General features: G+C 49.8%; 14 protein-coding genes. 4 read left to right on the forward strand and 10 right to left on the reverse strand.

The features are described 5' to 3' along the window. Position 1: 1 nt before the first annotated feature. Complete coding sequence (locus IEX98_RS08835) at positions 2-778, forward strand: ABC transporter permease (protein ID WP_188888593.1); 777 nt, start codon at positions 2-4, stop codon at positions 776-778. A gap of 90 nt (positions 779-868) precedes the next feature. Here IEX98_RS08835 and IEX98_RS08840 read toward each other — a convergent pair whose 3' ends face one another. From IEX98_RS08840 to IEX98_RS08860, 5 genes are all read right to left on the reverse strand, one after another. Continuing rightward, positions 869-1,357, reverse strand: coding sequence for a hypothetical protein (locus IEX98_RS08840; RefSeq protein ID WP_188888594.1), 489 nt, complete (start codon positions 1,355-1,357; stop codon positions 869-871). A gap of 191 nt (positions 1,358-1,548) precedes the next feature. Continuing rightward, a complete protein-coding gene (locus IEX98_RS08845) occupies positions 1,549-2,715 on the reverse strand; it encodes a GerAB/ArcD/ProY family transporter (protein ID WP_188888595.1) in 1,167 nt (388 codons plus the stop codon). Positions 2,716-2,743: 28 nt separating this feature from the next. Continuing rightward, a complete protein-coding gene (locus IEX98_RS08850) occupies positions 2,744-2,956 on the reverse strand; it encodes a hypothetical protein (RefSeq protein WP_188888596.1) in 213 nt (70 codons plus the stop codon). A gap of 22 nt (positions 2,957-2,978) precedes the next feature. Next, a complete protein-coding gene (locus IEX98_RS08855) occupies positions 2,979-4,160 on the reverse strand; it encodes a Ger(x)C family spore germination protein (RefSeq protein WP_188888597.1) in 1,182 nt (393 codons plus the stop codon). Between the two features lie 11 nt (positions 4,161-4,171). Beyond that, complete coding sequence (locus IEX98_RS08860; protein ID WP_188888598.1) at positions 4,172-5,734, reverse strand: spore germination protein; 1,563 nt, start codon at positions 5,732-5,734, stop codon at positions 4,172-4,174. A gap of 193 nt (positions 5,735-5,927) precedes the next feature. Here IEX98_RS08860 and IEX98_RS08865 point away from each other — a divergent pair, with 193 nt between their 5' ends. From IEX98_RS08865 to IEX98_RS08875, 3 genes are all read left to right on the forward strand, one after another. Further along, complete coding sequence (locus tag IEX98_RS08865; protein WP_188888599.1) at positions 5,928-7,463, forward strand: MDR family MFS transporter; 1,536 nt, start codon at positions 5,928-5,930, stop codon at positions 7,461-7,463. Between the two features lie 145 nt (positions 7,464-7,608). Continuing rightward, on the forward strand, positions 7,609-8,235 hold the full coding sequence (cysC, locus tag IEX98_RS08870) for an adenylyl-sulfate kinase (protein WP_188888600.1): 627 nt from the start codon (positions 7,609-7,611) through the stop codon (positions 8,233-8,235). Positions 8,236-8,237: 2 nt separating this feature from the next. Then, entirely contained in the window at positions 8,238-8,984 is a 747-nt protein-coding gene (locus IEX98_RS08875) for a sulfotransferase family 2 domain-containing protein (protein ID WP_188888601.1), read from the forward strand. A gap of 69 nt (positions 8,985-9,053) precedes the next feature. Here the strand turns inward: IEX98_RS08875 and IEX98_RS08880 are convergent, their stop codons facing one another. The 5 genes from IEX98_RS08880 to IEX98_RS08900 all read right to left on the reverse strand — a co-directional run bounded on the left by IEX98_RS08880 (position 9,054) and on the right by IEX98_RS08900 (position 14,139). Continuing rightward, entirely contained in the window at positions 9,054-9,503 is a 450-nt protein-coding gene (locus IEX98_RS08880) for an acetyltransferase (RefSeq protein ID WP_188888602.1), read from the reverse strand. Positions 9,504-9,644: 141 nt separating this feature from the next. After that, entirely contained in the window at positions 9,645-10,493 is an 849-nt protein-coding gene (locus tag IEX98_RS08885; protein ID WP_188888603.1) for an NAD-dependent epimerase/dehydratase family protein, read from the reverse strand. A 466-nt stretch (positions 10,494-10,959) separates the two neighbouring features. Further along, positions 10,960-12,381, reverse strand: coding sequence for a Sapep family Mn(2+)-dependent dipeptidase (locus IEX98_RS08890; RefSeq protein WP_188888604.1), 1,422 nt, complete (start codon positions 12,379-12,381; stop codon positions 10,960-10,962). A gap of 31 nt (positions 12,382-12,412) precedes the next feature. Beyond that, positions 12,413-13,258 (reverse strand): carbohydrate ABC transporter permease, encoded by an 846-nt coding sequence (locus tag IEX98_RS08895; RefSeq protein WP_188888605.1) that lies wholly within the window; start codon positions 13,256-13,258, stop codon positions 12,413-12,415. After that, the gene (locus tag IEX98_RS08900; RefSeq protein ID WP_188888606.1) at positions 13,255-14,139 is read right to left on the reverse strand and encodes a carbohydrate ABC transporter permease; all 885 of its coding nucleotides are present in this window, start codon (positions 14,137-14,139) and stop codon (positions 13,255-13,257) included. The genes IEX98_RS08895 and IEX98_RS08900 overlap by 4 nt, the downstream gene beginning before the upstream one ends. Positions 14,140-14,166: the final 27 nt, after the last annotated feature.

Genomic DNA, 14,166 nt, shown 5'->3' on the forward strand with positions numbered 1-14,166 from the left:
GATGAATTTGTATTGGAAATACATGCTGATGTTGTTTAAATCGCAAATGCAATACCGCACCTCCTTCTTCTTCCTTGCAATCGGACAGTGCCTGACGCCATTTACGGTATTCGCAGGTATCTACTTCCTATTCGATAAATTTGGACAGCTGCAAGGATGGAGTTTTTATGAAGTCGCATTATGCTTTGCTGTTACCCATATCGCATTCACTATTACAGAATGCTTTGCCAGAGGTTTTGATTCCTTCTCATCGCTTATCGTAACGGGGGACTTCGACCGGCTGCTTGTCAGACCCCGGGGTACAGTCGTTCAAGTATTGGGCTCCAAATTCGAGTTTGCCAGGTTCGGCCGGCTGATCCTCAGCGGAGTTGTTCTCGCATGGGCCGTCTCTCACATTGGAATCGATTGGACGATGCTCAAAGCAATTGCACTTCTGCTCATGATAGCCAGCGGCGTCGTCATCTTCACCGGTATTTTCATTCTGGCCGCAGCAATCAGCTTCTGGACGGTACAAGGACTCGAAATCGTCAATATCTTTACCGACGGAGGCCGCGAAATGACGCAATATCCGCTCGACATTTACGCCAAGCAGGTTAGGCAGTTTTTCACCTTCATTATCCCTTTCGCCTGCTTCAACTACTTTCCGCTGTTGTACATTCTTGGCCGTACGGAACAAGCGTTTTATGCGTTCATCCCGCTGGCCGGGTTTCTCTTTCTTATCCCTTGCCTGCTTATGTGGCGCATTGGCGTTCGGCATTACCGCTCGACCGGTTCCTAGAACCCGTCTAGTGAGCCAACAAAAAATGGCGATCCGGTATTTAATCAAAACCTGCTCGCCATTTATTGACTTATCCCACTATCATCTCCACTAATATTTGCAATGTTTTTTCCATTTGGTTTTCGACCTCGATACGACACCAACGTCAACTGCCGTTATGGAAGAAAGCTTAATATAAGAGACGACGCCTTTCGCATTCAGAATGACGCATCCGCCCTCAACGCCAAGAAATATCCCGGTATGGGTAACCCCGTCAAAATGAATTCGAATATTCGGGGTGCCTACACCGATTTTTTTCAAAATGCATAGAGCGAAGCTGGCCGTTCCGCCGCTGCCATGCTGCCGGTTTTCTTCCCTTTTATCGTCGCCGCGATTTCCCCAGCTTTTCGCGTACTTGTCTCCACGGCTTTTGCAGCTGCATCTGCTGCTGCCACAGCTTTTACAGCCGCCGCTTTTGTCTTCATGGCCTTTACTGCCATGGCTTTTTTTTCCGCTGCTTTTTTTTCCGCTGCTTTTGCAGCCATAGCTATAGCAGCCAGAACTGCGGTCACCGGAGCTGCCTCCTCCTTTTTTGGACAATTCCATCACTCCTTCATTCTGTTGTTTCTATAAGATATGTAGAATGCTAGAGTCATGCTTGTATCTTTATACTAGATTGCAAGATTCATTGTTTTTTTAAATGAGTGCAAAAAAAGAAGCCCGGCCGATAATTGCGGGCTTCTTTCTTCGTGCAGATGCATACAAGCAAATGGCTCACAAGTATATCCCTGCTATGGGTTTGTTCCGTTCTGATCGTTCTGGCCGTTCTGACTGTTTTGGGCATGGCCTCCCTGTCCGCTCGCCTTCCCTTTGCCGGTAGCAGCAAGCACGGCCAGAACCACAAGCGGCACCCCTATGCAGAAAACAGTGTCGAACCAAGGATAGTAGTAAATGAGCAGTTTGTTATACTCCGAGATGTTCGGCGTACCGACTATCGTAGCGACAATCAGAATCATGCCATAAGGTATCGTCAGCATACGGCTTTCCTTGAGACCCAATACTTGTGCAGTTCCGGCCGTAAGCGCATAGAACAAGAGAAGCGTCTTATAGAAAACGGTAATAATCCAGATTAACATGAGAATAACCTCGAGCCGCTCTAAAAACTGTCCGATCGTAATTTTTTGAGCCAGCACAAAGGTCGGATAATATTTGGTTTCCATCAGACTAGGACCGAGCACAAGCACGCATAAATCGACCACGATGAACAGGATCAAGCCGCCTATGGCATAACCCCATAATATCGGTTTCGTGAGCTTGGCTTTCCCGGCGACATGAGGAACCAGCATGAGCAGTACGACCATTTCAGCAAATCCGGTTACGAAAGCGGGCATTACACTCATCATAACGGGAGGCAGCCCTTTTGCTAAAATCGGCTTCATATTGGAGAGATCCACTTGAGGCATCAGCAAAATCACCATAAACAGAAATAGAAACAGAAACACCGGAAAAAGCAGCTCGCTTACACGGGCAAACGATTCAACGCCATATCGGTAAGCGATAATAATCACCGCCATAAACAATAGCAAAATTGCATTGACTGGCGTTTCCGGCATCATTTGCGTCGTCATGAACTGGCTCATTTCACTCATCAGCGTAAGTGCGCACATAAAGAAATTAAACAGAAGCAGCAGTCCGACAAAGCCGCCAGCAGCCTTGCCAATTCGATTCTGCAAAGCGGTTATGGGACTTTGTCTACGCAAACGGTTAGCGATTGCTGCAAATACAGCACCCATAACAAGCCCCAGCAATGCGGCTATTGCCATTGACAGCCATGCATCCTGTTTGGAGGATGCCGCGACGATCGTCGGCATAATCAAGATGGAGTCGCCAATAACTCCGATTATAATGAGAATCGTAAATTGGCGAACCGATATTTTAGCATTAGCGAATTGTTCCATTCGTTTTTCCTTTCGGTTAGCGCGCCCTTTAGCCTGTCGTCCCTCCGAATGCAAGTTTCAATACGCCGAACGGGTTCGGAAGCTCCGTCTCCAAGGCTAGAGCAATGTATAGTGCAGAACCTATGGACAGAAGGATGAGAAAAACAGCCAGTTCCCGTTTGCGTTTCCGTTTAACAAGCCCTGGAACTTCCAATCCGAGGGCCGCCGCAGCTAACGCCAGCACGGCAAAGACTGATGACATGATCGCACCTCCCCCATTTCTACTACTTCAATGTCGAATTGCCCGTCGTTCCCGTTTTGCGGATCAACATCTTTATCTTATAGCGGATTTTCAAATCCGGCAGATAGGTATCGTTCCAATCTTTATTGACTTGCTTCCAGACCGAGGGGTGATCCTTGTTGAGCTGGGCGCCAAAGCCTAAAAAATCAGATTTCATCGACTTCGCCCGCTTCACTGCCGCCTCGGCATTGCCTTGAATAATCTCGTCGGCCTCGCGCTCCAGCTTCTCAATCGTCGCAGGATCGGTAATGTCCACATCTCTGCAACCCCTTTCGACGATGTTGCCTTCCGATCGGATATGTATCGTAAACTCCGGCTCTCCTCCTACTATTTTCGATTCGATACTCGAATTGGAAGAAGTAACCTCGATGCCGATAAACGTATCTTTTTTGCATGGAATTTCAATCGAAGTGCTTTGCAGTTTATCGGTAATGTCCGTATAGCCCTTGCTCTCGGTCTCATTCAACCAGCCAGCCAGCTTATCACCCTTAAAGGCCGCAATTCCCTTATAGCGATAGCGGCTTTGTGGAAGAAACGTCTCGACGTTTCTTTTCGACTCCGCCATCTCCTGACTGCCGATCAGCTTGATGCCCGTAAGAGCAAGCTCGGTTCCATCTGCAGACAGCTTCTTAAGCACATCATCCATCGTTACGGAAACGGTGGGCGCCCAGTTTTTCTCGGATGTCTCAAGCGATCTCAGCATACTGTTGGTCGGCAGTTTATCGAGCGGTGTATAAAGCTTCAAAATATCTTCAGCCCTCATCCCTCTCGCTACGACGAGTTTGAAATCCATTCTATGCTCGTTGTCTCGGAGAGCATTGTCAATAAAATCGCCTATCCCCATTCTTGCCAGCTCTTCGCTAATGACATACAACTGCAAATGTCCCATATATACTTTCCGCGGCGCTTCCGCCGTCAAAGAACGTGCGGCTTCCAGCATCGTCTTGCCTCGGCCTTGATACAAGGTGCTGGGCGGCCGCTCTCCGCCTCTTTTTTGCGCAGATATTTCACTTGGATTAACGACCTGGAACGATACGAGATATTCGCCATCCACCCAATCGAAGCCGATACCGAGTACAATAAGCAGCTCGTTCAGCTCCCTGCGGCTCCAACAGCCGCTAAGCATTAACAAACAGAGCAGAACTACCATCATTTTATAAAACATGCCGCGCCCCCTCACGGTTTACGAATCCTATCAGCACCACTGGACACGGATGTGCTGGGACGTCTGAACAGCAGCCATCGAGGCAGCCGCACAAGCGAATCCTCCATATCCTCCGTTTGCAGCGGAGAGATTGGAGACATATAGGGCTCACCGAAGGAACGCAGCGCGCATAGATGCAGCAGCAGCACGAAAAACGCCATAATAATGCCGAACAGCCCAAAGCTGGCGGCGACCATCATGAATACAAACCTCAATATCCTAACGGGAATGGACATGCTGTAAGCAGGTGTTGTGAAGGTGGAAATCGCCGTTACCGCAACGACGATAACCATTGCAGCAGAGACGATGCCCGCCTCTACGGCAGCTTGGCCGATAACGAGCGTGCCCACAACTGATACGGCTTGGCCGATCGCGCGCGGCATCCGCAAGCCGGCCTCCCGTAAAATTTCAAATGTGACCTCCATGGCAAATGCTTCAACGAATGCCGGAAACGGTACACCCTCCCGTTGTGCGGCCAGACTAATCAAGAGCGAGGTTGGAAGCATCTCCCGATGGAAGGTTGTAATTGCGATATACAGAGAAGGAAATAGAAGCGAAATGAAGAGACTGGCAAACCTCAGCATTCTAAGCAAGCTGGCATAAACGGAACGCTGGTAATAATCCTCCGTAGATTGAAAAAAAGAAACAAATTGCGTCGGAACAAGCAATACATTAGGCGTGCCGTCCACCAAAATCGCCACTTTGCCCTCCAGCAGCTGTGATGCGACGTTGTCGGGCAGTTCGGTATTGAACACCGTTGGAAAAACCGAGTATTTCCCGTCTTCTATCAGTTCCTCAATATAGCCGCTGTCCAGTATGCTGTCGATCCGAATCGCTTGCAGCCTGGAGCGGGCTGTATCGATGACCGATGTCTTTGCAATTTCCTTAATGTACATCATCGTAACATCGGTTTTCGTCACAGTGCCCAGCGCATAGGTTTCGAGCCTCAACCGGGGATCTTTGATCTTTCTTCTAACCAAAGCTGTATTGGTACGAAGCGTTTCATTGAAGCTCTCTCTTGGTCCGCGAACGGATGTCTGATTCGTCGATTCGGAAATATCCCGGCTTTTCCACTGGCGAATATCAGCAGAGTAGGCACAATCACTCCCTTCCAGCAAAATAACGGCTTCGCCGGAGAGAAGATTTCTATAGAAAGAGCCCATATCCGTCACCGTCCGGATTGAGCCAATTCCTACAAGCAGTCCCTTTGCCAGAGCAGTCTGATCCCCGCCCCGTCCCCGTTCATCCTGAGTACCCTCTAAGATACCTCTCATATTGCCGATTAGTACATCCAATATATATTGATTGATAATGACCGAATCCGACATTCCGTCGATATAGACGATAGCAGCTGCGGCTGTCTCCGTTCCTTCGAACGGAATTTCGCGAACGATAACATCGTCGCTCTCTCCTAAGTCGCGCCGCACTTGCTCCACGTTTTCCTCGATTGTACGTCTAATTGGAATATGGGCATACTCCGGATAAATTTGCGATGTATCGGGCTGTCTGGATTGAGGCGATTTCTTCCGTTCCATGAGGCTGTACCTTCTCTCTGCGTTGCATCTACTCCCCATTATGACCATTGGCAAAACCGGCTAAACGCGAACAAAGCTATAAGGAGACTTAGAATAAGTTTAGGGACTGCAGCAACACTGACATACTGCTGTCAGTCTTCACCCTCTACAATAAGAACATTCAAGCGGTTCAACCGGAGAGGAAGAAAAAAGAATGAATAAAACGAATACCAGAAACACAACGGGAATGGGATGGATTATAGCCGGATTGCTGCTCTCCCTCTTAATGGCTTCTATGGACAACACGATTGTTGCGACAGCTATGGGGACGATTGTAGGCGAGCTAGGCGGACTGGATCAATTCGTCTGGGTTACATCGGCTTATATGGTAGCGGAGATGGCCGGTATGCCGATCTTTGGCAAGCTGTCAGATATGTACGGCCGAAAACGATTTTTCCTGTTTGGCATCATCGTCTTTATGATTGGTTCCGCCTTATGCGGCACGGCAAGCTCGATCGCAGAGCTTAGTCTGTTCCGCGCCATTCAAGGCATTGGCGCTGGAGCGCTTGTTCCTATCACGTTCACCATTCTGCTAGATGCCGTATCCCCTGAAAATCGCGGCAAGCTTATGGGATTGTTTGGCGCCGTATTCGGCTTGTCCAGCGTATTTGGCCCATTGCTGGGAGCGTTCCTCACCGATTATTGGAGCTGGCAGTGGATTTTCTATATTAACCTGCCGCTCGGTGTCGCCGCTTTAATGCTTGTCTACAAATTTTATAAAGAATCACCTGCCCGTTCGAAACAGCAGATCGATTGGCTTGGCGCCCTATCGCTTATCGGAGCGATCATCTGTCTGATCTTCTCGCTTGAGCTTGGCGGCAAGCTGTTCGCATGGGATTCTTGGCCGATTATCGGATTGCTCGGGGGGTTCCTCATCTTGGCCGTCTTGTTCATCTTCGCGGAAAGACGAGCGTTAGAGCCGATCATTTCGTTCGCCATGTTTAAAGTAAGGCTATTTGCGAGCAGCACATTAATTGCGGTTCTCAGCGGAGCGGCTTTCATTGCCGCTTCAGTGTATCTTCCTATCTATATTCAGGGAGTGCTTGGAGGAACGGCTACCAATTCGGGCTTCATGCTTCTGCCGATGATGCTGGGTACGGTCGTAACGGCTACCCTTGGCGGCTTTTTGATGGCACGCCTGTCCTACAGAACCATTCTTGCCTCAACACTGCTGCTATTGGTAATTGGGCTCGCACTGCTGACGACCATAACGGCAGGTACACCTCGAATTGTCATCACCATCTATATGATTATTGTTGGTCTTGGCATTGGTGCGTCCTTCTCTGTGCTAAGCAACGCGGTGATTCAAGATATTCCGCCATCTGAGCGGGGATCCGCGACGTCGACGCTCAATTTCCTCCGATCATTGGGGATGATGCTGGGCATCACCACATTTGGCATTTTGCAAAATCATCTGATGACCCGCAAATTGACCGAAATGTTCCCAGGCGGCACAACGGATATTCCGCAAAATGTGAATCTTAAAGATCCCTATGTACTCATGGATCCTTCCGCTCGTGCGGCAATACCAGAGGGTATTCTGGATCGGCTGCTAAGCGGCGTCTCCTCCTCCATTACAGACATTTTCATGTGGGGGCTCATCCCCGCCGTTCTTGCTGTCTTAGCAGCCTGCGCTATGGGGCACAAAAAACATGACCCGAAAGCCGAAATGGAGGCCTACGGACATTAAGGATATGGGGCGAGCTATAAGAGGAAATCCCCTCTTGCAGCTCGCTTCTTTTTGCGAAAAATCGGGCTCCTTTCGTCTATATACGCTAGCCGGGTCCTTACATAAACTAAAGAAGAGAATGACTAGAGCGAGGTGAGCGAAAGACATGCAGCCTGAATCAACCCACGTTGCGTGGCATTCCTCCAAGGTATGCAAACAAAGCAGGCAGCTGTCCAACGGCCATGGCAGCTGTGTATTGTGGTTTACAGGATTGTCGGGATCCGGCAAATCGACACTGGCAGCAGAACTGGAGCTTGCGCTGCATGAGCTCCATTGCAGGAGCTATATGCTGGATGGCGACAATTTGCGCCTCGGCCTCAATCGGGGGCTGGGATTCAGCCAAACGGACCGATCGGAAAATATTCGGCGAATGGGTGAGACAGCCCGGCTGTTCGTGGACGCCGGCTTCATTGCACTGGCAGCAGCCATCACGCCGTATCAAGCCGACCGGGAGCTGCTTCGTTCCCGGTTCGAGCCGGAGGAATTTATTGAGGTGTATGTCCGGTGTGCTATTGAGGAGTGCGAACGGAGAGATCCGAAAGGGTTGTATCGAAAAGCGAGGGCAGGAGAAATCCGCCAGTTCACCGGCCTATCAGCCCCTTATGAAGCACCTGAGCATCCGGAAATTGAAATTAACAGCGAGAAGGTTTCTGTAGCGGAGTCAGTCTCTATTCTTCTTCGGTATCTTCGCAGCAAAGGTTATTTGCCGGCGGACAGAAAGGGAGGCAGCTAACCATGGCGAATACAAAGAAAAGGTCAGATGACGACAGTCTCTTGTTGTTCATGCATATTCCGAAAACAGGCGGAACTTCGCTTACGCAGGTGCTGCTCCATCAATTCCCGAAGCTTGTGTATTACTTTGAAGTCGCCGACAACCAGACGCTTCTGCTGGAAAAGCTTCGGGAAGCGGACGCCTTTTGCGGCCATTATCCGTTCGGCCTGCACAGCTTCATAGACCGTCCTTACCGTTACATGACGATGCTGCGAGATCCGGTAGAGCAGATCATCTCGTATTTTTATTTTAAATATAAAAATCCTGACTACCCCGAGTCTTACAATATCGGAATAACGCTGGACTATTTCGTCAACGATGACAATTTCGATCTTGAATATGTGAATTTACAGACTCGGTTCGTCAGCGGAGAGTTATGCGTCACACAGCCCGATCTGGAGCTGGCAAAAGCAAACCTGCGCCATCACTTTGACTTCGTTGGCATTACAGAGCGGTATGCCGAATCGCAGTTTCTGCTGTCTCGGCAGATGGGGTGGAAGCTGCAGCCATGCTCCAGATTGAACATAACGCCAAATCGCTTGCTGCAAATCGAATGCGCAACGGAGACGATCGATCGGATCAAAGCGAAAAACGCGGCTGATGTTGAGCTCTATCGCTATGCCCTAGAGCTGCTGGATCAAAAAATAGCGAATCTATCTCCCGCACAAGCCAAGGCGCTCCGCAAATTCATCAAAACGGCGGCTAAATGATACAAGAAAACCCCATCGGACCTGAGATATTCAGGACTCTGATGGGGCTTTCTACTCGCTTATCTTAATTTAAGATGTGCGCAGCTCCAAATGAAGCAGCGGGAACGGTTTGCCAGAGCCGTCCAGCTCCGAACGTCCCGTCTGGGTAAATCCGTAACGACGGTAGAACGTGCATGCTCCTTCATTCTGTTCATTAACGTCGACTTGAAGCACGTTGCCTTTCAGCTCTTCTGCATGCTTTAGCAGTTTACTGCCGATTCCTTGACCATGACGGACCGGATCGACAAAGAGCATTTCGACCTTCGTTCCATCGAGACCGATAAATCCGGTCGGCTTATTATTGTCATCATAATGGGTCCAAAGCTCAACCCCAGTCAGCGCTTCGTTTCGAACAATATCGTGGAAAAACTGAATATCTTCTTCCGTCAGAAAATGATGGGTAGCTGCCACAGCTCGATGCCAGATGTCGACGAGCTGCTCATGATCTTCTGCCCGGTAAGGCAGGATGTTGGTGCTCATGTATGTATGACTCCTTTCAAAAGGGCTTTTTCAAAACCCGCTTTATGCATCCGATTTTAGCATATTCATTCGACTCATATCAAAAAAAACCGCTGGAGGCGCATGAATGAGCTCCCTCCAACGGCTTATATTCTTATTGGCTCATTGCTTTACATAGCTGCGCCAAGCGTGTTTCGGCTGCCAGTTCAATAGCGCCTTCGCCTTCTCATTGCTCAGCAGCGACTCATGTCCTTCGAGCGGCTTGCGGAAGTCGTTCACCTCTGGATAGCGGGCAGACATCAGCTCCCGGCTTGGAATCGCCATACTGGAATCATCCGCCGCCAAATTCAACGCAATGCTGCCCAGTCCGTCGGCTTCTATTGCCAGTTGAAACGCCTGTGCCGCATCACGAGTATCGATATAGCTCCAGAGAATGCGCTCGCGCTGCTCAGGATCATGAATAAACTGCGGGAACCGTTCGTATGCCTCAGGTGAAATGACATTCCCAAGCCGGAACGATACGACCTGCATGCCCGTCCGTCTATTGAACATATCCGCCGTTTGCTCGTTGACGATTTTGGACAAGCCATAGCTGTCTTGCGGCAGCTGCGGATGCGCTTCATCAACGGGAACATATTGCGGACCAATCGAATGCTCCGCGAATACAAGTCCATATGAGGACTCACTGGAGGCGATAACCGCCTTGCGGATGCCAAGGCCTGCCGCTGCTTCCAATACGTTATAGGTAGACATTACATTATTGTGGAAAGTTACTTCATTCGGATGAGAGTAGGCTACGGGTATAGCCGCCAGATGGACCACGGCATCCGCACCCGCCAATATGCCATATACCTCACCCAGATTATTCAAATCAACAATGACCGTACGGCTAATCGGCTCTGCCGGATGCTTTACGTCAGCGTTCAGCACCTCATACCCCTGCTCTACGAAATGCTTCACTACCCATTTGCCCAGCATGCCGCTGCCGCCTGTTACAACTACCTTTGGCACTTGCAGTCACTCCTCTAGTCAGGTTGCGGGCATTAATTGCTGCCCTGCACTTCCATTCTAGAGAAGTTTGTCCGGATTTGTAAGTAGGGAAAACAAAGTCACTATATTATAGGAAGTGTAGTTAGTATACATTAGGTTACTAATGTTCAGCCGCTATATTCCAGTTGCCAGTCTGCTGCTGCAAATGCCAGAGCGTGAATACAGGCCCTGCATAGATAGCAATTGCTAATCAAAATGTAAATGTGCAGGTTGTCAGCCGATTTATCGGCGATCTATGGCATCAAAATGTAAATGTGCAGGTTGATCGGGCTAAAAAGTACCGAATGACCCTAAATACTAGGTTTCAACTGCGCTTTTGCATTTTGATCACTTTTTCAGACCTTTTTGGGCTCATCAAAATGTACTTTTACATTTCAAGTTGTTGTAGAGGGAGTCCCGATGAAAGGGCCATCCCCGTATAATCCGGCTACATCGCCTCGTTCAACGCGATAAGCGCCATGACGTAAATTTTCAATGCCGTTAATAAATTCGGTATCGACTGCGCTTCATCCGGGCCGTGAATTTGCCCGTGGCCGGCTGGCATGCCCAGCACGCTAATATCTGCCGGCAATCCGGGGCCAAAGGCAACCGCGTTCGGGATTTTCCGGGCGTACGTTCCGCCGCCCATGACGAAGGGCTCCGCCTGCGTTCCCATTACCCGGTTGAACGTATCGTTCAACAGCCGGACCTCGGCTGCCTCTTTATTACCGCGGTTCGCTTCATTAATATGAATGCTTGCCAGCTTGAAGCCTCCGGCTTCAGCCGCGTCACGCATCGTGGTCACTAAAGCTTGAGCATCGACTGTAATGGGATAGCGAATGTTAATCGCGAGACGAACCTCATCTGCTTCCAGCCTGCCGACTGCACCCACGCAAGTCAGCTCGCCGGATAGCTCGTCGGCACAAGCGATACCGAGCGCTGCGCCATCGTTGGTTGCGCAGATCGAGCGAATAAATTGGAACGCGCTCTCGTCTGCCCCATCTAGCAATTCCGCAGCCAATACAGCATCCAACAGCAAGTTAATGGCATTAACGGAACCCGAGGGAAACGCAGCATGGCCAGAGATGCCTGTTGCCGCAAGCTTCACCGCTTCGATCCCGTTTACCGTTGTCCGCGTGGTCACAATGGAATCTGGCAAATGCGCCAGCTTGCCGGCTAGCGTCTCATTCCAGCGCAGAATGATCTCCGCATCACCCGGCACGATGTTGGAGGCGCTGCCCGCTCGGAAATCGACTAATGCGCTGCTCCCGCTCTTCCAATCGGCGGAAGCCAGCTCCGCCTCGATGATGCCCTTCTCCCCGTAGCAGACTGGAAAGCCGCTATCCGCAACAATATTGAAATCCGGCACATCATGATGCTCAACAAAATAAAGGGCATCTCCCATGCCCGCCTCTTCCGAGCAGCCAATGATTTGCTTCACCTTATAGCGAAGCGGAATTTGCAGCTCCTTGATGCAGCGTAAAGCATACAAAACGGCGATGGTTGGCCCTTTGTTGTCCTGCACACCTCTGCCAATCAGGAAATCGCCCTTCCGCGTAGACTCGAACGGGGGATATATCCAATGCTCTCCCGCCGGCACGACATCGACATGTCCCCATATGCCCACGCTTTTCCCGGTTTCCAGCCCGCCTTCGATAACCGCGCAGCGATAGTCGGCATTGAACGTCCGGAAGCCATACTGCTCGCCGAGCGCCAGCATCGTCTCCAGCGCTTCCGCGCAGGTCTCGCCGTACACTTTCGGTTCAGCGCTTTCCACTGCAACGCTGGGAATCGCTACGAGCTTGCCGATATCGGCAAGCAATTGTTCCCGGTGCGCTTCGATCCACTCCTCAATTCGCGTTTCCAGCATAACGGCGGCAGCCCCTTTCTTTTTGCACAAATCAACCTTTTACCGCACCTTCGGTCAGACCTGCAATAATGTGCTTTTGCCCAAAGGCATAGACAAGAATAATCGGGAGCATCGCCATCAAATAGGACGTAAAAGCCATCGTATAGTTGAAGGAATACTCGGTTTTGAAATTGTATTGGAACAGCGGCAGCGTCCAAAACTCTTTTGCCTTATTGAGCAGCAGCAATGGCAGCATAAAGTCATTCCAGAACCACAGAGCGTCCATAATGACCAGCGTCACCAGCATCGGAGCAATCAGCCGCAGAATGATCGAATAGTAAATTTGAAACGTGCTGCAGCCGTCAATTCGAGCCGCTTCTTCAATTTCCGCCGGCATTTGCTGAATGTAGTTGACCAGCAGAAATACGCCCCTCGTCAAGCTGAGCGCTCCGTATAAAATGATAAGTCCAAACGGATTCAATAGATGAATCCCCGTCATAATCTTCGTAAGCGGCAGCATGATAACCTGAAAAGGCACAAACAAGCCCAGCAATAAATAGAAATAAATGAGCTTATAGTAGGTTTTATGCGAATTTCTCGCAATCGCATAGGATACGGTCGGGTTGATGAGCACGACCAGCAGAATAGCGAAAAAAGTAATATAGGTCGTATTCCATACATAACCCCAGTACTCGCCTTTGGATAAAAGCTCGGCATAGTTGTTGAAGTTCAAGCTTTGCGGCAGCGCGAAAAAGTTTCTTCCCGCTTCCGGCATCGTCTTGAAGGAGTTGACGAGAACGAGATAGAGCGGACCGAGAATGATGATGATGCCCAGCACCAGAACGACGTTGCGAAGTATTCTCCAGCCCAAGCCTTCGGATTTGATAGTCAGCCTCATTTTCCGTTCACACCGCCTTTACGGGATAGCCAAATCTGGACAAACGACAAGACGGCGATGATGACGAACAGCACGACCGACTCCGCATTGGCCATTGCGAATTTCATATTTTGGAAAGCATCGTTATAGATCATAATGCCAATCAGGTTGCTGGCTTTAATCGGCCCGCCCCCGGTCAGCGTATAGGCATAGTCGAAGGAAGTAACCCCCGCCTTGATCGCCAGTACCATGTTGACGGTGATCGTCGGCACGAGAAACGGCATCGTAATGAACCGGAACCGCTTGAACGTCGATGCGCCATCGATGCGCGCAGATTCATACAACTCATCCGGCACCGACTGCAATCCCGCGATGAAAATGAGCGTCGGCAGCGCTACCGCCTGCCAAATGTTGACCAGCACAATTGCGATCAACGCATATTTTGGACTTGCTAACGGGCTTTGAGACAGCGCAGCGATATTCAACGCTTCACCGATTTTCGGTGCGATCCGGTAAAACATCTGATCCCAGATGAGGGACAGCGTAACGGCGCTAATCATCGCCGGCAAGAAATAGACGGATTTGGTAAACGTCTTGAAGCGCTTGAGCGAATTCAAGCTGAGCGCCAGTATCATGGATAATGCCATCACGCCGATGACGAGCATCAACGCATATTTGCCCGTAACCTCAAGCGATTGCCAGAAGTTCGGGTTTTTGAACAGACTCAAATAATTATCAAATCCGATGTAGTTATAGCTTTTGCTAATCCCGTTCCAGTCCGTAAAGCTGTAATTGATGCCGACGATGACGGCATATACGAAAAAGAACGAGTACAAAATGACCGCAGGAAGCGAAAACAAGAAATAAGTATACCGGTCCAAGGAGAAGATCTTTTTGTTCATGCCGCACCTCTGTTCCTTCGGATAGAA

This window comes from Paenibacillus radicis (ex Gao et al. 2016) (genome assembly GCF_014641555.1).
In the GTDB taxonomy this organism is placed as follows: domain Bacteria; phylum Bacillota; class Bacilli; order Paenibacillales; family Paenibacillaceae; genus Pristimantibacillus; species Pristimantibacillus radicis.